Origin of the sequence: Candidatus Palauibacter polyketidifaciens (assembly GCF_947581785.1) — a bacterium.
GTDB classification, from domain to species: domain Bacteria; phylum Gemmatimonadota; class Gemmatimonadetes; order Palauibacterales; family Palauibacteraceae; genus Palauibacter; species Palauibacter polyketidifaciens.
Window position 1 is genome coordinate 19268 of record NZ_CANPVO010000020.1, and the last position, 17558, is coordinate 36825.

Here is a 17558-nt window from a genome sequence, read left to right on the forward strand (position 1 = left end):
GCTTCACGAGCCGGAGCGGTCGAGAGGCCAGGATTCGACGTACTCGACGTCGAGTTCGTCATCCCGCGAGCCGAGGATGTAGTCCTCGCCGATCTCCTCGACGGAGAAGCTCCCCGGCATCTCGACCAGGCCGAGGACGCGGCCCTCCGGATCGAACACGGTCCACAGCCGGTGCTGCTCTCCCGGAAGCCGGTACTCCCGGACCCAGAGGTAACCCAGCCGGTCGACGCGCACCGAGGCGAAGGCGGGGAACGCCTCGACGAGCGGCATGTCGCCGACCGCGTCCAGCGCCTCGGGACGGTCGGGGTTCTGCCGGGCCACAGCGTCCCGCAGGTCGCCCCGCGTCGGTGCGCGGACCTCGTGGTCGAGGCGGACGATCCTCGCCAGCGGCCCGTCGGGCCGGTACGCGCGGATCTCGTACTCGTCGTTGGTGGTCATGACGACCAGGTCCCCCCACGTGAACTGGAACGAGCTTCGGGGGAAGGGATAGGGGCGTGGAAAAGGCGACCCGTCGACCGTGTTGACCATGTACAGTTCCGATCCGCGGTACGCTCCCAGATCCCGCTGCACGCTCCCGTCCGCCTGGAGGATGCCATACTCCACATCCGGTCGGATGATCTCCGAGGTGCCCGGCTCACCGCGCTCGAACGTCGTGAGAGTGGCGGCGAAGACGCTCCCGTCGGTCAGCGGTCCGACGACCGACCGGTAGCCGCCTTCCGGCCTGAGAGCGCGGCCGAACGTTCCATCCGTGGAGAAGATCGAGATCCGGCCGCTGAACGGATCTCTGGCCATCAGCGAGTCGCCCGGCCACGGTTCCAGTCCACTTGGAGCCATGGCTCCGAATTCGCCGGGACCGTCGCCCTGGCCACCCCACGACGCGAGGTGGACGCCGTTCGCGTCGTACACGCGGAGTTCGCCGGTCCCCGCGTTGGCAACCACGATCCGTCCGTCCGAGAGGCGCATCGCGCCGCCGACGCGGAAGAGTTCGTAGGCGGGGTCACCCTCCGCCGTCCCGATCGACACGGTGGCCTCGAGACCCACCCGCCACCCCAGCCGCGAGTCGAGCGGAGGCCGCTGGTTTTCGACGATCGTAACCCCGGCACTGTCACGCACCGTGCTTTGCAGGCCGCCACCGTCGCCGCCGCCGCCGCACGCCGCAGAGAGGGAGCCGAGGATGAGCGCGGGCGTGGCCCGCAGCGTCCGCATCGTTCGCGCCATTCGGATTGTCATGACGTGTCCAGGGAAGGAAGGCGGGGTCGGTTCAGCCGCACCGAACCGGAGACACGATCAACGACGCCTTGGTTGCGCGGAGATGAGCTCGTACACGGCGACGCTTTCTACGTCCAGGTTGTCGCGGAGGACGGCGAGGACGAGGTCTTCGGTCACGTCGAGGATTCGGAAGCGGGGTGGGGTCTCGACCGTGCCCAGCCACTCGCCGTCGGGGGAGATGACGGTGTAGGGCGAGCCCTCTTCCGGGTAGGCCGGGCGGTAGGAGGGCAGCCATACGTTGCCGTCGGCGTCGGCGAAGGGGATGCCGAAGAACGGCACCGGCTGGCCGATCATGGCGCGATACGCGGCCATGTCTTCCCGGATGATATCCTCGCGCCGAGCTTCGGACCCTACGCGGTGCCTGCGGTAGAGCATCCGCATGTAGGCCTCGCCGTGCTCCAGGAGTTCCGCGGCGAGCAGGTTGGGCCCGGGCCGCCATCGCACGATCTGGGATATCGCGCCGTCCGGCAGGCGCCAGGTGATCTCGGGCCTGTCGGATCGGGTGTAGACGAACTGCCCCGCGGCCACCGTCACCTCGCCCATGGGCCGGATGATCGGGGCTTCCTCTCCCGACCGCTGCCTCGGGAAGTGGTCGTACGACGCGACCGTGTCGAGGGCGCCGGTCTCGGTATCGAAGAGGGTCATGTGCCCGGCGAGCCACTCGTCCTCGATATCGATCCAGAGACTGGCAGGGTGTCGGTTCCAGAGCAGCAGCTCGCCGGATGGGCGGATCCCGGCCACGCCGAAGTGCCCGGCCCGGGGGAGGCTTGAGATGCGCGCGACCGAATCACCGACGAAGAGCGTGAGGCGGGACAGACGATCATCGGGCACGAGGACGCTGTCCTGGCCCTGGACGAACACCGCGTGGGGGGAGATGACTTCGCCCGGTCCCTCTCCGGCGGTGGCGAGCACCTCGTGCGTCGTGCCGTCCGGACTCAGGACGACCATGCCGCTGTACCAGGCGACGACGGCGCTTCCATCCGGCAGGAGCCGGCCGGCGTCGACGAACTGGAATTCGTAGTCGCCGGGGTTCGCCCCGTGCCGGTACCGCGGTTCCGCCGCGAGGCCGAAGGGCGCCTCGCCCTCCGGCCGGCCGGCATACTCGACGATCCGCACGCCGGCGCTGTCCCGGACCTGGACCCCGATGTCGTCGGTAAGCCGGGGCTCCCCCCCGCAGGCGGCGAAGGTCGCCGCCAGGACCGGTATGCGGCTCGGCGCGAGTAGGCGGCTCAGCGGCTGTGCGCGGTGCCTCACCGGGCGAAGGGCAAGTCGGCGATGTCGTACCAGTCGAGCGCTCGATCGGGAATCCCGTCGCCGTCGTCCGGGCCGACCTGCCGGTCCACCAGCACGACCAGCGTCGAGCCCAGGATGTCGAAGGCGCGGAGCCGATCGCGGACCCGCACCGACCCGAGGTAGGCGGCATCCTCGTACACGTCCAGCCAGGACCATTCGTGCTGGTCGCGCTGGGTGGCGATCCAGTAGCGGTTGGCGGCGTCGAACAACTGCTCGCCCGCGCGCAGGTAGTAGTTCTTCGGAGTGGCGCGGTAGCGCTCCAACGCCTCGTCGATGGCGGGCGTGCGCGGGAGACCCTGCGACCTGTTGAGGGCCAGGAGTTCCTCTTCCGTCCGGGCCACGTCCTGCTCGTTCGGGAGTTCCGGGACGTACAGCGGCGCGCGGAGCACGGTGGCGTCGCCGGCGCCGCCGACGAAGATCAGGTGCCCCTCGCAGGCCACGAACGCCCAGCCCCCGGCCGGGTCCGGGATGCCGTGGACGACTTGCTCGCACTCGATGTCCCACGGCCCGGGCGGCGACTCTTCCTGCCCCACGACCCCCCCGGAGGCGAGGTCCACATCGTACCGGGTCATCAGCGATCCGGACATCCGGCCGAGCATCACCATGTAGTCCAGCGACACGCCTGAAACGGCGGCCTCGAACGACGGGAAGGGCTGGAATACCTCCGGCAGCATCACATCCAACACCCAGACGCCCGATGGCTCGAAGACCGTGAAGCGGCCCAGGTCGGAATCCACCACGCCGACGGTTCCCGCCTCTCCGCGCGCGAGATACGCGGGGTCGATGAACTCGCCGGGACCTTCGCCCTCGCGTCCGAAGACTCCGACGACGCGGCCTCCCCCGTCCACGCAGCGGACCTGCCCCTCGTAGGAGTCGATGACGCAGGCCGTACGCTCGTCCGCGAGCAGCGCGACTTCCTCGCTCTCGCTCAGCGGTACGGCCGCCGTGCTGATGAGTTCGGGCGTGAAGACGCCCGAGCCCGCGGCGTCACCCCGACCGCACGCCGCTGCGAAGGCCAGGAGTGGAAGCCACGCGGTTCCGCGAATCCCTTGCACGCGGCTCATCATGGCTTTTCGAGGGAATAGAGGCGGACGTATTCGATGTCCTGCGCATCGCGCCATACGCCGAGCAGGTAGTCGTCGCCGATCTGGAGGCCGGGGGCCATGTCCGCGGTGAACCCTCGGCGCAACCCGGACGGCACGGAGACGGCGCCCAGCCAGGTGCCGTCGGCGGCGAAGACCTCGAAGGGCCCGACATCGATCCCCGCGCCGAAGAACGGCTCCACCCAGAGGTTTCCCGCCTCATCCAGTCGGATGGAACGCAGGATCGGGAGCGTCGGAGCTCTGGGATCGTCGCGCCGGCCCCGCCCCATCTCCTCCGCCTGCTCGCGGGAAACGCCGCCGTAGGTGACGTTCGTCTCGATGTACTCCTCGATCTCAGCGTCCACGTGGGCGCTCGTGACTGGAGTGGGCGCGATGTCGCGGCGAAGGATGCGCTCGGCCCCGCTGTCCCCGAGGGAGATCGATCGTATGTGGAACGCCTCCGTATCGACCGCCGCGAGCCACCCGGGAGCGACGGCGAACCGCGGCTCCTTTCCGAAGTCGTAGGCCATAAAGGCGACACTCTCACCGTATTGCCGTACCACCTGCTCGGCGCCGGGGAAGTCCGAGACCGCCTCGATCGCCCCGTCGGCCAAGTCGACCGTTGCGACTCTGATGTCGGGCCATCTCACGACCCCTCCCTCCGGGATATCGGTACGATCCGCGAAGGACATGACGAGCTTGCGACCGGAGACGCCGAGTGCCCTCCACGGCATGAACCCGCGCCACGGCGATTCGACCGTGAGCGTGCGGACGCGTTCGCCCGCCGCGTCGAAGATCTGCACGCGTTGCAACGCGAGGTCGTACGAGACCAGGGAGTCGCCGGAGAGCGCGCCCAGGAAGGAGAGAAACTGGTGTTCGCCGGGGCCTTCGCCTTCTCCGGCCGCGCGCCACACGAAGGTCCCGCCGGGATCGTAGCGGCGGAGTTCGCCGGAGCCCCCGTCGCCGAGCACGATGTCGCCGGAACTGAGGCGGACCGCCCCGACGACACCGTCGAGCTCGTAGTCGGGATCTCCGGTCGCGGCCCCGATCTGGAGCAGCGGCGGCTCGCCCACCGTCCAGCCCCCGCCCGGACCCCAAGCCGACTCGACCGCCGTGGCGACCGCGACGCCGGCGGAATCCGAGTGCAGCGTGCCCGCCGGCGCCCCCGCCGAATCGCAGGCCTGCGCGGCGAGTGCGGCCAGCAGGGGAACGAAGGCGCTACGGCCGTGCCTCATGCCGCGGCCTCGTTTCAGCCGGGTCGCCTGGGCACCGTATCGGCGGCCGGAGGAATCACCGTATCCGCGGCCGGGGGGCTCAGCAATTCGAGGAGGAAGTCGACCGCCTCCTCCGATCCGGTGCGGCCGAGCCAGTAGATGCCGCGCTCGCGCACCTCCTGGTCCGGTTCGTTGCGGATCAGTTCCATCAGGACCCGGGGGGCGTCGGAGTCGGAATCGGCCCGCTCGAAGATGGCGTAGATGGCCTGCATCTTCAGGAAGGGCTCCGAAATCTCGCCGTAGAGGTCGGCAAGGTACGCCACCGTCACCGTCGGGTGACCCGCCCACGCGGTGAAAGCTTCCTCGCGCACGTCCTCGGACTCCTCCGTGTCGAAGGCGACGGAGCGCGCCCAGGCGGCGGTTTCCATGTCCTCCTCTTCGCGCACCTTTCGTTGCACGGCCCAGAACACCGAACCCTTGAGGACGTCCGCATGGAGTCGTTCGTAGACCGGAATGAAGGCGGCGGCATGCACGTCATCCCGACGGCCCATCGCTCTGATCGCCGCGCTGCGGATGCTCTCCGACTTCGATTCATCGAGGGCCGCGTCGAGGAGCGCATTCACGGCCCCGTTGCGAAGGCCATACTGCATCCAGGCGGCACCGGTCGTCGTCCCCTCGAACGCACTCCTGCGAAGGGCTTCGATCGCGTCGCTCTGCATGGCGTAGTCGTCCGAGTGCTCGAGCGTCCGCTTGAGCACCTGGTACACATCCCAGGAGTTGAAACGCCACATTTCCTGCAGCGCGTGCCGGCGGACGGACCTCTCCGAATGGGTCTCGAAGATGCCGAGGAGAACGTCCTCCGCATCGTCGGTTTCCTCTCTCGCGATGAGTCCGACGGCCTCCTCGTGTAGCCGCGTCGAACACTCGTCGTCACGGGCCAGGACGCCGCGAAGCACCTGCATCCGGTTGATCTCGTAGCGCATGACCGCTTCGAGCGCCGCCAACTGCACTGACACGTCGTCGCACGTTCCTCGCTCCTGCGACGCGGCGCGCAGGGCCTCCTGGTATTCCGCCCGCTGCCAGTCGTAGTCCGGGACCGTCCGCGCGTCGTAGTCCGGGACCGTCCGCGCGTAGTCCGCAACCAGCCGCTCGAAATCGGTGATCCTCTCCGAGGATTCCGCCAATCGCTGGAGGTAGTCCTCCGCCGCGTCTTGTGCGTCCGGCGCGTCCGGCTCGCCCAGTGCGTCCGGCTCGCCCTGAGCGTCGGCCAGCGAATCGGCGGCCAGCGAGTCCGGCACAGCCGTCAGGTCTGCCACTCGGACAGGAAGCGTGAGGGTGCGGTCCCCCACCTCCATGGGCATCACGCGAAAGCCGGGCGTCGTGGCGAAGTCGAGGGTTTCCTCCGCCTCGCGCAGCAGCCGCTCCGCATCGCCGGCGTCGCCCTGCGACGCAAGCTGGCCCCGGATCTCGAATTGCAGGGCCCGCGCGTCATGGTACAGCCGCCCGGCCTCCCTGTGCAGGCGAGGCTCGGCCTGGCGCGCCTCGGGGAACCCGACCATCAGTATTTCGAGCAGCAACTGCGCCTCGGCCAGGTCGCCGAGGCGATAGCGGGCGAACGCCTCCCAATAGTAGGAATCGGGCTCGAACGGGGGCGTCGTCAGCGCGGATTCGGTCCGCACCGCCTGGAAGAGCGCCACCGCGCGCTCGAACTCCTCCGCGTTGATGGCGCGACGCGCCTCGAGGAATCGCGCCACCTCTCCCTGCTGGACGGTCTGCGCGGCAAGGGTTCCCGCCCCGAGCACGGGCAGCGCATCGCCCGCGGGGGCGGCGTCCACGATCGTGAGGCCGGCCAGCAGCAGTCCGGTCCACGTCAAGTGCCTTACGCGATTATTCATGGTATGCCTCCGTACGGTTCATTCACGTGCCGCTTCATGTGCCGCTCGCGGACCGCAGCCGCATCAGCGTCGCCTGCCGTTCCATGCTCTCGCGGGCCAGTTCGCGCTCGAAGTCCGGGGCGTCCGGGCCGAGGCGCGCGATCTGCACGAGGACGAGTTCGAGATCCTGCAGCAGTGCCCGCTCCCGCTGGCCTTCCGCGGCGGGCGTGTTGAGCAGCGAACGGGTCTCGACCAGGAACTCGCGCGCCCACCTGGCGAGGTCGCGCTGCGATTCGTCGGTCCCGATATCCGTGCGGAACGCGACCAGCAGGGCCTGGGTCCGGTCCAGGTGACGAGAGATCCGGGACATGTCGTATTCGTCGGCGGCGGCGCGGACGGGCGGGTTCGCTGCGGCCCGGCCCGTCGCGGCCGGGGCCGGGTCGGCGGCCGGCGGCGGATCGGCCGCCGCGAACTGCCGGTTCGTCTCCAGCGGCTCCTCGAGGACGGAAAGCGCCAGCGCCTCCTCGGCGGCCGTCGGAGCGAGGGGGCCGGAGTCGGTCGCGGCGACCGTTTCCGGCTCGGCGGGCACAGGCAGCTGCGAGCCGCGGTCGAGCGCCACGGCCAGCACGACCGAAGCGGCGGCGGCGCCCGTCAGCCACACCGAGGTCCGGCGGGGCCGCCGCGCGAGCGTCCGAGCCACGAAAAGCCGCAGCGGGCCGCGCGGCGCCGTGCGCGCGCCGGGGTTCTCCGGCTGCTGCGCGACCCACTCCGCCTCGATGCGTTCCCACATTGCCTCGCGCGGAGCGGGCGGCGGGTCGTGGTAGCCCAGCACATCGAAGGAGTGATCGACGGCGCGGCCGACGGCGTCGCCGACGCCGGCCGCGGCCCCCGTCACGTCCGCCGTCTCGGGCGAGTCGGGCACGGGCGGCGCCCCAAGCCGCGTTTCGATCCCGGCCCACATCGCTTCGACCGGGGTCTCCGGCGGGTCGTGGTAGTCGGCCGCCTCCCGGCGGACAAACCGGGCGAAGCGGCTCGCGTCGTCCATGCGATCCTTCAGCATGCCCATTCTCCCGCGAAATCCGCGAGCTTCTCCCTCAGGCGGCTGCGCGCCCGGAAGAGCTGTGACTTGGACGTCCCGGCCTTGATGCCGAGCATCGTCCCGATCTCCTCGTGCGTGTAGCCCTCGAGGTCGTGCAGCAGGAAGACGGTTCGATAGCCGGCGGGAAGCTCGTCGATGGCGCGGTGCAGCCGCTCCTTGACGTCGGGTTCGAGGCCGTGCACCCCGCGGGTCGAGCGCAGGTCGTCGTGAAGCGCGGTCTCGCGGCTGCGAAAGCGCTTCACCTTGCGGAGCCCGTTCAGCGACACCGTCGTGGCGATCGATCCCAGCCACGTCCCGAACGCGGCCTCGCCGCGAAACGTGTCGATCTTCGTGAACGCCCGCACGAACGTCTCCTGCGTGAAATCCTGGGCGAGATGGTCTTCGCCCGCGAACCGGTAGCAGATCCGGAACACGCGGTCGACGTGCGCGTCGTACAACGCGCGCGCCGCGTCCTGGTCTCCGTCCCTGAGCCGCTGAATGAGTTGCGGTTCCGTCACCGTGCCGGGATCTCCGGGTACACGTCGGTTCTTCCGCTTCTTCTGCTTCTGGACCGGTGACACAGGCAACCGGGGATTGGTTGCGCGGGGATCGGGCGGACCGCCGGAGGGGGAATCGACGGTCGGACCCGTGGGGCGACCGGACCGCGACGAGGATGCGCCGCGGCCGGTCGACCGGCGGGGTTCCGGGAGCGGTGGAGGCTCCCGGTCAGGCGCCCGGCGCTCTAGGCGACGGCGACCGCCGCGCCCTCCAGCACCTCGGCGATGTTCTCCAGCGCCCATTCCAGGCTCGCCTTCTCAATCGTGAGCGGAGGCGCGAACCGGATCACCTGCTCGTGCGTCTCCTTGGCGAGGATCCCGCGCGCCTGCAGCGCCTCGCAGAACGGACGCGCCGACCCCGACTCGTCCCGCACGACCACGCCGATGAACAGGCCGCGCCCGCGCACGTGGTCCACGTGCGGCGAATCGATCGCCTCCAGTTCTCCCTTGAACCAGGAGCCCAGTTCGTTCGACCGCCCGGCGAGATCCTCATCCCGGATCACGTCCAGCGCCGCCATCCCGACCGCCGCCCCGAGCGGATTTCCGCCGAAGGTCGAGCCGTGGTCTCCCGGATGGAACACGTCCATGATCTCGGAGTTCGCGAGGATCCCTGAGACAGGGAACACGCCCCCGCCGAGCGCTTTGCCGACGATCATGATGTCGCCGCGGTCCGCCTCCCAGTCGGCGCAGAACAGCTTGCCGGTCCGTCCCAGACCCGTCTGGATCTCGTCGTTGATCATGAGGACGCCGTTCGCGCGGCAGATCTCCAGCGCCCGCGCATAGAAACCATCCGGCGGCACGACGACGCCCGCCTCGCCCTGGATGGGCTCGACGAGGAAGCCGACGGTGTTCTCCGTGATCGCCGCCTCGAGCGCGTCCGCCTCGCCGTAGGGGATGGGCACGAAGCCCGGCGTGAAGGGACCGAACCCGAACGTGGATCCCTCATCCGAGGAGAACCCGACGATGGTCGTCGTCCGGCCGTGGAAGTTCTGCTCGCAGACGATGATCTCCGCCCGGTCCTCCGCCACGCCCTTTACGGTGTAGCCCCACTTGCGGGCCGCCTTGATCGCCGTCTCCACTCCCTCGGCGCCGGTGTTCATCGGCAGCGCGCGCTCGAACCCCGTCATCTCGCACAGCTTCTGGAGGAACGGGCCCATCCGGTCGTTGTGGAAGGCGCGCGACGTGAGCGTGAGCTTCTCCGCCTGCGCGCGCAGCGCCTCGATGATGCGCGGGTGGCGGTGTCCCTGGTTCACCGCGGAATAGGCGCTCAGCATGTCGAGGTACTTCCTGCCCTCGACGTCCCACACCCACTCGCCTTCGCCGCGCTCGAGCACGACGGGAAGCGGGTGGTAGTTGTGGGCGCTCCACGTGTCGACCTGAGAGATGTAATCGCTGGTGTTCATCGCTTCCTCATTGGGCTGCCGAGCAGTACTCGGCCCGCGGTTGGACCTGAACCCCGTCGAGGGACGGGCACCGTTCTCGCCGGATCGAACCGGACCTGAAAGGGTAGGCATCGATCCGACCTCCGACAAGGTAGGCTGCCACGCTACTGCCGGGTGCCCGTCCCATGCCGCGGGCTGCTACCTTGGGCGCATGAGCGACGCTTCCGCCATCCCCGACTTTACCGAATTCTCCCGCCTCGCCGAGCCCGGGCGGATGGTTCCCGTGGCCATCGAAATCCCGTTCGATCTGGACACTCCGGTTACGGCGTTCTCGAAGCTGCGACGCGGCCCGTTCTCCTTCCTCCTCGAGTCGGTCGAGGGAGGGGAACGCTGGGCGCGATTCAGCTTCGTCGGCTCCGAACCCCGGGAAGCGTGGCGGCTCGACGGTTCGGAGACCCGGCTCTGGACGCCCGCGGCGGGTTGGGGCGAGCCCGAGACCACGAGCGACCCCTTCGGCGCCTTCGAGGCATGGATCGCGCGGTACGAGCCCGTCGAGATCGCGGGCCTGCCGCGGTTCTGGGGCGGGGCCGTCGGGTTCTTCGGCTACGACACGGTGCGCTGGATCGAGCGGCTGCCGGACGCGCCTCCGGACGACCTCGGCGTGCCGGACGCCTGCTTCATGGCGACGGAGCGCATGCTCATCGTAGACAACCTGTATTCCCGCGCCTTCGCCATCGCGGCCGTGCCGGTCACGCCCGACGACGACCCGGCCGAGCTGTACGGGAACGCCGTGGATCGACTCGCCGACTGGGTAGGCGGCCTGGAGAGAGCGCACGGGCTGGGGCCGCTCGGCAACGGCGGCGAGGCGAGCACGCCGGAGGTGGTCGGAAACCGCTCGCGGGACGACTACGAGGCGGCCGTCGAGCGCATCCGCGAGTACATCGTGGCGGGGGACGCGTACCAGGTCGTGGTCTCGCAGCGCGCCGGCGCCCGTTACGCGGGCGATCCTCTGGAACTCTACCGCGCCCTCCGTCGCAGCAATCCATCCCCCTATCTCTTCTTCATCGAACTGGACGGCATGCGCCTCATCGGTTCATCCCCCGAGACACTCGTCCGGGTGGAAGACGGGATGGTGACCGTCCGCCCGATCGCCGGGACGCGTCCGCGCGGAGCCACGCCGCGCGAGGACGAACGCCACGCGCGCGAGCTGCTCGCCGACGAGAAGGAGCGGGCGGAACACCTCATGCTGGTGGATCTCGGCCGCAATGATGTGAGCCGCGTCGCCCGTCCCGGCTCCGTCGAGGTGTCGCGCTTCATGGAGATCGAGCGCTACAGCCACGTCATGCACCTCGTGAGCGAGGTGGCCGGTTCGCTGAAGGTCGGAGCCGACGCCGTCGATGCCTTCAAGGCCTGCTTCCCCGCCGGCACGCTCACCGGCGCCCCGAAGGTGCGGGCGATGGAGATCGTCGATGAACTCGAACCGACGCGGCGCGGGCCCTACGGGGGGGCGGCGGGCTACGTCGGTTACGGCGCGACGAGCCTCGACATGGCCATCGTCATCCGCACGCTGCTCTCCGTCGGGGAACGCGTGTACGCGCAGGCCGGGGCCGGGATCGTCTACGACTCGGAACCCGCGCGCGAGTGGGAAGAGACCCGCCACAAGGCCCGCGTCCTCCTGGAGGCCCTGACGAAGGTCTAGCGGGGTGTCGCTAGCGCGCGAGGCGCTCCTCGCGGGCGACGATGGGGTCGATCTGGTCGGCGTATTCCTCGGCATAGGCGAGGGCTTCCTCGAGCGCCTCCGTCCGCGTCCCGGCGAAGCGCTGGCCCACGGCAGCGCTCATCGCCCGGCCTGGTCCGGCGGCCGCCGCGATCTCCCAGACCTCCGGCCCGCCGCGGAGCGCCGCGCGCCGGCCCGCCCGCGTCTCCCGGAACTCGATCTGCGGGAATCGCTGCACGGCGAGCCACTCCAGCAGGATGTTTCTGAGCCCTTCCGAGGGAGTCCATTGCTGCTCGAGGAACACCCGTTCGAGTTCCGACTCGATCTCGCGTGAGACACGCGTGCAGAGAGGACGGGGCAGAGGCATGTATACATGGTATACCATCCTCCGGAGACGTGCCAGTCCGGGCGGAGCCCGCGGCGCGGCGGCGAACCTCGGTGTAACCCTTTCGCCATTCGCGGCGTCTACGGGTGTATCGGGGGGCGCTGCCGCTCCCTGAAGTCGGATGGAACCGGAACGACGTAACGCGCTTCGGCCTCGGTTTCGCACCCGGTTTCGGCCCTGGACAGGAGACGACGCGACCATGGCAACCCTGAACGTATGCGGAATCCGGCAGCGAATCGGCGGCCTGTTGGCACTGACGCTCGCGATCGCGGGCCCGGCCCCGGCTCACGCCCAGTCGGAGACGGGCGCCGTGCGCGGGACGGTACTCGATGCGACGGCCAACGTCGGCGTCGCGGGAGCCCAGGTCTTCGTGGCGGGGACGGCAATCGGCACGCTGACCGACGCGAATGGCGCCTACTTCCTCCCGGGCGTGCCCGCGGGGGAGCGGGTCGTCACGGTCCGGTTGATCGGCTACAGGGAAACGAGCAAGTCGATCACCGTCACGGCGGGCGAGACGGTCACGCTGGGTTTCTCCGTCGAGCAGACGGCGCTGCGGCGGCAGGATCCCACCGTGACGGGCGTGGCCGGCGAGACTCCGCGGGTACTCCCGTACGCGATCGATCGCGCCGCGCGCGGGCTTGCGGCCACTTCGGTCATGCGCGCGTACGCCGACTTCAACACCGAGTCGTACGCCCGGATCGAGGAGAACGGTTTCCGCAGCGTCGGCTCGTCGCCTCTCTCCACCTTTTCCATCGATGTGGACCGCGCGTCGTATGCAAACGTCCGGCGCTTCATCCAGGCGGGGGAGCGGCCGCCCGTCGACGCGGTCCGGATCGAGGAGATGATCAACCACTTCCCGTACGAGTGGGACTCCGAGCGGGACTCGGCAGCCGGCAGGCGGAGCTCGGCAGCCGGCGACCATCCCTTCCGGATCCTCACGGAGGTCTGGGACGCGCCGTGGAAGCCGGAGCACCGGCTCGTTCGCATCGGACTCCGCGCACCCTCCATCGACACGGAGAATCTGCCGCCGAGCAACCTGGTCTTCCTGCTCGACGTTTCGGGGTCCATGTCGCCGCCCGACAAACTTCCGCTGCTGAAGAAGGCCTTCGCCCTGCTCGCCGAGCAGCTCCGACCGCAGGACCGGGTCGCGATCGTCGTCTACGCCGGCGCGGCGGGGCTCGTGCTTCCCTCGACGCCGGGGAACCGGCGCGCCCGGATCCTGTCGGCGGTGGAGCAGCTACAGGCGGGCGGAAGCACGGCGGGCGGCGCCGGGATCGCACTCGCCTACGAGGTGGCGCGGGAGCACTTCGTCGAGGACGGCAACAACCGCGTCATTCTCGCGACCGACGGGGACTTCAACGTGGGCGCCTCCAGCGACGCCGAGATGGTGCGCCTCATCGAGAAGGAACGGGAGAGCGGGATCTTTCTCACGGTCCTCGGCTTCGGCACCGGCAACCTGAAGGACTCGAAGATGGAGCAGATCGCGGACTACGGGAACGGCAACTTCCACTACGTGGATGGCCTCCTTGAAGCCCGCAAGGTGCTTGTGGAGGAGATGGGAGGGACGCTCCTCACGGTCGCGAAGGACGTGAAGCTGCAGGTGGAGTTCAACCCCGCGCGCGCCGCCGCGTACCGGCTGATCGGGTACGAGAACCGGCTGCTCGCCGACGAAGACTTCAACGACGACACGAAGGACGCGGGCGAACTCGGGGCCGGCCACACGGTGACCGCGCTGTACGAGGTCGTGCCCGCCGGTCTCCCGGTCCCCCGCAGCGCGGATCCGTTGCGGTACCAGCGGACGGCCGAGCCGCGGCCCCCGGTTGAAGCGCCCCCGGCTGAAGCGCCGCCGGGTGCGTTCGAAGACGAACTGCTCTACGTGAAGGTCCGTTACAAGGACCCGGACGGCTCCGAGAGCAGGCTCCTGGCACATGCGGTCGAGGACCGCGTCCGGTCGCCCTCGCGGAGCTTCCGCTTCGCCGCGGCCGTGGCGGGGTTCGGCATGCTGTTGCGGGACTCGCCCCACGCCGGAGGGCTCACGCCGGACAATGTCATCGCAATGGCGGAGAGGGGACGGGGCGACGACCGGCGGGGCTATCGCGGCGAGTTCATCCGACTCGTGGAGGCCGTTCGCGACCTGGATCTGCTCGGAACGGCAGCGGAGGAGGACGACCAGCGTTAATGTGGCGCCTCATCCCCGGGCCGCGGCGCCGAGCAGTACCGTCGCGGCGGTCCGCACCGGGAGGAGCCGCGCCCGTTGAAGCTCAATCGACGCATCTCCGGCCAGATCGAACGGCCGGCGGACAAACGCCGCTACGTGCGACGGCTGTTCGCCGGCGTGGCCGGTCGCTACGACGTCACCAACGATCTCATGTCGCTGGGTCTCCACCGCCGCTGGAAGCGCCGGCTGCTTGAACGGGCCGAACTGCGCCCGGACCACCGCGTCCTCGATCTCGCGGCCGGTACGGGAGACCTCGCCCGGGGAGCGCTGGGCCAGGCCGCGCGCGAGGCGTTCGAGATTCACGTCGTGGCCGCGGATCTCACGCCGGAGATGATGCGGGTGGGGCGTGGACGTCCGGGCCCCGACCTCGCCGGCTGGATCGGGGCCGATGCGCTTCGTCTGCCCTTCCCCGACGGCGCGTTCGACCGCGTCGTCATCGGCTACGGGCTGAGGAACTTCGCCGGCCTGGACTCCGCACTGGCCGAGAGCTTCCGCTGCCTGCGACCGGGCGGGCGGCTGATCTCGCTCGACTTCGGCCACCCTCGCTCCGAGGCATTGCGCCGCCTCTACCTCGGATACCTCGACGTTTCGACCCGCATCGCGGGTTGGGCGCTTCACCGCGATCCGGAGTCCTACGTGTACATCCCCGAGTCGCTGAGGCGGTTCCCGGATCAGCGGGAGATGGTCCGCAGGATGGAAGCGGTCGGGTTCGTGGAGTGCGGCTACGAAGACCTGATGATGGGCACGATGGCCATCAACTACGGAGACCGCCGTTAGCGTCGCGGCTGGTCGGCGTCGCGGCTGGAGACTCGGGCTGGCAGCCCGCTACATGCCCGGGCTGGATTCCGTCTTCCAGACGGTGAACTGGCGCTGGCCGGATTCGCTTTCCTCGAGGCGAACCTTCAACGCATCGCCATCGGCCAGTCGCATATGGTCGCGCATCTCCAGAGGAATCGTGATGCGGCCGCCGCTTCCTACGGTGATGTCGCGGTAATACATGACGCGGAAGATCGCCATCTAACCTCCCCATGGAGGGTTGGATTCGGCAAAGTGAGGGGAATCCTCAATATGGGGATTCGACGGCCCCTGCGGTAGGCCGCGTCCGACGGACACCCGGGGCGGACGACGGGGCTGCTGCTTGGCGACGGGTGCGGGCAGTCCGTATGATCGGGGCCGTGAATACACCGGCCATTCGCCTCCGGGGCGTCACGAAGCGCTTCGACAGGAAGACTGCGGTCCGCGACCTCGACCTCGAGATCCCGCACGGATCGATCTACGGGCTCATCGGCCCGAACGGCGCCGGGAAGACGACGACGCTCCGCATCATCCTCGACATCATCGGGCCCGACGCCGGCTCCGTGGACGTCTTCGGTTCCCCCAACGTCGAGTCCATGCGCACCCGCATCGGGTACCTGCCGGAGGAGCGCGGCATGTACCAGAAGATGACGGCTGCGGACCACCTCGCGTTCTTCGGCCAACTGAAGGGACTGAAGCGGAAGGATGCGCTCGCGCGGGCCCGCTCCGGCCTGGACGCGGTGGGCCTCGGCGACCGGGCCGACGACAAGGTGGAGACCTTCTCGAAGGGGATGGCCCAGAAGGCCCAGTTCCTGGGGGTTATCCTTCATGAGCCCGACCTGCTGGTGCTCGACGAGCCGTTCAGCGGCCTCGATCCGCTGAACGTCGAACTGTTCAAGCAACTTCTGCAGGAACGACAGCAGGCCGGAGCCACGATCCTCCTCTCGACTCACCTCATCGAGGACGCCGAGCGGCTGTGCGAGCGGGTGTGCATGATCGCGGGAGCGACCAAGGTGCTCGACGGCCGGGTCCGCGACATCAAGGCTGCGGCGGGGCGGCGCGACATCGCGCTATCCTTCGAGGGGAACCCCACGTTCCTCGATGCGCCGGACCTTATCGAGGACATTTCGGCGCACGGCACGTACGTGGAGGTCCGCATGCTGGAGGGGGCGGATCCGCAGGCGCTGTTGCGGCGGGCGGTGGACAGCGGGGCCCTGATCTCGCGCTTCGAACTCATCGAACCCTCGCTGCGCCAGATCTTCATCGAGAAGGCGACGGAGGCCGGACTCTCGCACGAGGACGAGAGCGAAGACGACGAGGCGGCGGCATGAACCCGTTCACGCCCAGGGTCGCGGCCGTGGTCCGACGGGAGTTCATCCTGCGCGTAAAGTCGAAGTGGTTCCTCCTCTCCACGCTCGGCCTCCCCGTGCTGATCGTCGGGCTCGGCGGCCTCGCCGGCTTCCTCGCCGTAAGGAGCGCGACGGATGCGGGCGAGGAGCGCAGGGTCATCGGGGTCGCCGACCCCGCCGGACTCATTGGCGACTTCCTCGTCGAAGAACTCCTCGCGGATTCGCTCGACGCCGTGCGCGCAGCGGACATGGAGGCGTTGTCGGTCGACGAGGCGCGGTCGCGGCTCTCGGGCTCCTCCTACGATCTGCTGCTGATGATCCCGAGGAGTGAGGGCCGGCGCTCCGCGGAGATGCCGGGGGCGACGCCGGACGCGGACGAAGGGGAGGGCGACGACGACCGGACGACGCTGCTCGCGCGGGCCAGCGTGCCTTCCGTCATCGAGAGCTCGGTCCGGGGCTCCCTTCAGCGGGCATCGGTACGGGCGCGCCTGCGCTCGGTCGGCGTGCAGAGCATCGATCCCGGGGCGCTGCTCCAGCGGACCTCGTTCGACGTCATCAACGTCACGGAGTCCGGCGAAGCGCGGTCCCAGGATATCTACCGGGCGCTCAGCTTCGGCATCGCGTTCTTCTTCTACTTCATCCTGCTCATCTACGGGCAGATGATCGTGCGGGCGATCCTCGAGGAGAAGCAGTCCGACATCGTCGAGATCATGGTCTCCTCCCTTCGCCCGTGGGAACTGATGCTGGGCAAGATCGTGGGCGTCGGCGCCGTGGGTATCGCGCAGATGGCGGTCTGGGCGCTGGTCTTCGCGCTCGCCGCGGTCTACGGCCTCACCGCCGGGGCATCCACGCTGGCGGAGGCGGGGATCGACATCGCGAGCATCCCGATCCCGTGGGGCACGCTCGTGCTGATGTTCTTTTTTCTCGTCTTCGGCTACCTGCTCTACGCGGGCATGTTCGCCGGGGCCGGCGCGACGATCAGCAACGAGCACGACGCCCAGCAGGTCATGCTCCCGATCACGATGCTGATCATCCTCCCCTTCATCGCGACGCAGGGCGTGATCCAGAGCCCGAACGCGGGCTGGGGCGTCATCCTCTCCCTCGTGCCGTTCTTCAGTCCGCTGGTGATGCCGGCGCGGCTGTTCGCCACCTCGGTCCCGGTGTGGCAGTGGCTCGCGTCGCTGGTTCTGCTGGGAGTCTTCGTCCTCGGGGCGGCGTGGGTCGCGGGCCGCATCTTCCGGGTCGGGATTCTGATGAAGGGCCAGCGCGCCAACCTGCCGCAGGTGCTGCGGTGGATACGCCACGGCTAGCCGGCCCTGACAGACGCGCGCGGCGGAGCGCCTTC

15 protein-coding genes are annotated in these 17558 nt (G+C 69.3%); 5 read left to right on the forward strand and 10 right to left on the reverse strand.

What is annotated here, in order from left to right; all coding sequences use genetic code 11:
* Window positions 1-3: 3 nt before the first annotated feature.
* The 8 genes from RN729_RS06375 to rocD all read right to left on the reverse strand — a co-directional run bounded on the left by RN729_RS06375 (window position 4) and on the right by rocD (window position 9770).
* A complete protein-coding gene (locus RN729_RS06375; RefSeq protein WP_310782847.1) occupies window positions 4-1230 on the reverse strand; it encodes a hypothetical protein in 1227 nt (408 codons plus the stop codon).
* A 57-nt stretch (window positions 1231-1287) separates the two neighbouring features.
* Complete coding sequence (locus tag RN729_RS06380; protein ID WP_310782849.1) at window positions 1288-2523, reverse strand: hypothetical protein; 1236 nt, start codon at window positions 2521-2523, stop codon at window positions 1288-1290.
* Window positions 2520-3626, reverse strand: coding sequence for a hypothetical protein (locus tag RN729_RS06385; protein ID WP_310782851.1), 1107 nt, complete (start codon window positions 3624-3626; stop codon window positions 2520-2522). Before RN729_RS06385 ends, RN729_RS06380 begins: the two co-directional genes overlap by 4 nt.
* Entirely contained in the window at window positions 3626-4879 is a 1254-nt protein-coding gene (locus RN729_RS06390; protein ID WP_310782853.1) for a hypothetical protein, read from the reverse strand. Before RN729_RS06390 ends, RN729_RS06385 begins: the two co-directional genes overlap by 1 nt.
* 14 nt (window positions 4880-4893) lie before the next feature.
* Window positions 4894-6753, reverse strand: coding sequence for a HEAT repeat domain-containing protein (locus RN729_RS06395; protein ID WP_310782855.1), 1860 nt, complete (start codon window positions 6751-6753; stop codon window positions 4894-4896).
* 34 nt (window positions 6754-6787) lie between these two features.
* Window positions 6788-7792 (reverse strand): hypothetical protein, encoded by a 1005-nt coding sequence (locus RN729_RS06400; protein ID WP_310782857.1) that lies wholly within the window; start codon window positions 7790-7792, stop codon window positions 6788-6790.
* Complete coding sequence (locus RN729_RS06405) at window positions 7786-8328, reverse strand: sigma-70 family RNA polymerase sigma factor (protein WP_310782858.1); 543 nt, start codon at window positions 8326-8328, stop codon at window positions 7786-7788. The genes RN729_RS06400 and RN729_RS06405 overlap by 7 nt, the downstream gene beginning before the upstream one ends.
* Before the next feature lie 224 nt (window positions 8329-8552).
* The gene (gene rocD / locus RN729_RS06410) at window positions 8553-9770 is read right to left on the reverse strand and encodes an ornithine--oxo-acid transaminase (protein WP_310782860.1); all 1218 of its coding nucleotides are present in this window, start codon (window positions 9768-9770) and stop codon (window positions 8553-8555) included.
* Between the two features lie 190 nt (window positions 9771-9960).
* On the opposite strand from rocD, the gene RN729_RS06415 reads away from it, so the two are divergent.
* A complete protein-coding gene (locus RN729_RS06415; protein ID WP_310782862.1) occupies window positions 9961-11448 on the forward strand; it encodes an anthranilate synthase component I family protein in 1488 nt (495 codons plus the stop codon).
* A 10-nt stretch (window positions 11449-11458) separates the two neighbouring features.
* On the opposite strand, the gene RN729_RS06420 is transcribed toward RN729_RS06415, so the two are convergent.
* On the reverse strand, window positions 11459-11833 hold the full coding sequence (locus RN729_RS06420; protein ID WP_310782864.1) for a hypothetical protein: 375 nt from the start codon (window positions 11831-11833) through the stop codon (window positions 11459-11461).
* 217 nt (window positions 11834-12050) lie between these two features.
* Here RN729_RS06420 and RN729_RS06425 point away from each other — a divergent pair, with 217 nt between their 5' ends.
* Window positions 12051-14030 carry a von Willebrand factor type A domain-containing protein gene (locus RN729_RS06425; protein ID WP_310782866.1) on the forward strand — a complete coding sequence of 660 codons (1980 nt, stop codon included), beginning with the start codon at window positions 12051-12053 and terminating at the stop codon, window positions 14028-14030.
* A 75-nt stretch (window positions 14031-14105) separates the two neighbouring features.
* Entirely contained in the window at window positions 14106-14846 is a 741-nt protein-coding gene (locus tag RN729_RS06430) for a ubiquinone/menaquinone biosynthesis methyltransferase (RefSeq protein ID WP_310782868.1), read from the forward strand.
* Between the two features lie 48 nt (window positions 14847-14894).
* Here the strand turns inward: RN729_RS06430 and RN729_RS06435 are convergent, their stop codons facing one another.
* Window positions 14895-15086: an AbrB/MazE/SpoVT family DNA-binding domain-containing protein gene (locus RN729_RS06435; protein ID WP_310782870.1), complete on the reverse strand. Its 192-nt coding sequence runs from the start codon at window positions 15084-15086 to the stop codon at window positions 14895-14897.
* Window positions 15087-15244: 158 nt separating this feature from the next.
* On the opposite strand from RN729_RS06435, the gene RN729_RS06440 reads away from it, so the two are divergent.
* Both RN729_RS06440 and RN729_RS06445 read left to right on the forward strand, forming a co-directional pair.
* Window positions 15245-16195: an ATP-binding cassette domain-containing protein gene (locus tag RN729_RS06440; RefSeq protein WP_310782871.1), complete on the forward strand. Its 951-nt coding sequence runs from the start codon at window positions 15245-15247 to the stop codon at window positions 16193-16195.
* On the forward strand, window positions 16192-17523 hold the full coding sequence (locus RN729_RS06445) for an ABC transporter permease (protein WP_310782872.1): 1332 nt from the start codon (window positions 16192-16194) through the stop codon (window positions 17521-17523). Before RN729_RS06440 ends, RN729_RS06445 begins: the two co-directional genes overlap by 4 nt.
* Window positions 17524-17558: the final 35 nt, after the last annotated feature.

Excerpts from the sequence above, each read along its gene's own strand:
- rocD (WP_310782860.1), bottom strand. The coding sequence starts at position 9,770 with ATGAACACCAGCGATTACATCTCTCAGGTCGACACGTGGAGCGCCCAC.
- RN729_RS06435 (WP_310782870.1), bottom strand. The coding sequence starts at position 15,086 with ATGGCGATCTTCCGCGTCATGTATTACCGCGACATCACCGTAGGAAGC.
- RN729_RS06445 (WP_310782872.1), top strand. The coding sequence starts at position 16,192 with ATGAACCCGTTCACGCCCAGGGTCGCGGCCGTGGTCCGACGGGAGTTC.
- RN729_RS06375 (WP_310782847.1), bottom strand. The coding sequence starts at position 1,230 with ATGACAATCCGAATGGCGCGAACGATGCGGACGCTGCGGGCCACGCCC.
- RN729_RS06390 (WP_310782853.1), bottom strand. The coding sequence starts at position 4,879 with ATGAGGCACGGCCGTAGCGCCTTCGTTCCCCTGCTGGCCGCACTCGCC.
- RN729_RS06420 (WP_310782864.1), bottom strand. The coding sequence starts at position 11,833 with ATGCCTCTGCCCCGTCCTCTCTGCACGCGTGTCTCACGCGAGATCGAG.
- RN729_RS06385 (WP_310782851.1), bottom strand. The coding sequence starts at position 3,626 with ATGAGCCGCGTGCAAGGGATTCGCGGAACCGCGTGGCTTCCACTCCTG.
- RN729_RS06395 (WP_310782855.1), bottom strand. The coding sequence starts at position 6,753 with ATGAATAATCGCGTAAGGCACTTGACGTGGACCGGACTGCTGCTGGCC.
- RN729_RS06425 (WP_310782866.1), top strand. The coding sequence starts at position 12,051 with ATGGCAACCCTGAACGTATGCGGAATCCGGCAGCGAATCGGCGGCCTG.
- RN729_RS06415 (WP_310782862.1), top strand. The coding sequence starts at position 9,961 with ATGAGCGACGCTTCCGCCATCCCCGACTTTACCGAATTCTCCCGCCTC.
- RN729_RS06400 (WP_310782857.1), bottom strand. The coding sequence starts at position 7,792 with ATGCTGAAGGATCGCATGGACGACGCGAGCCGCTTCGCCCGGTTTGTC.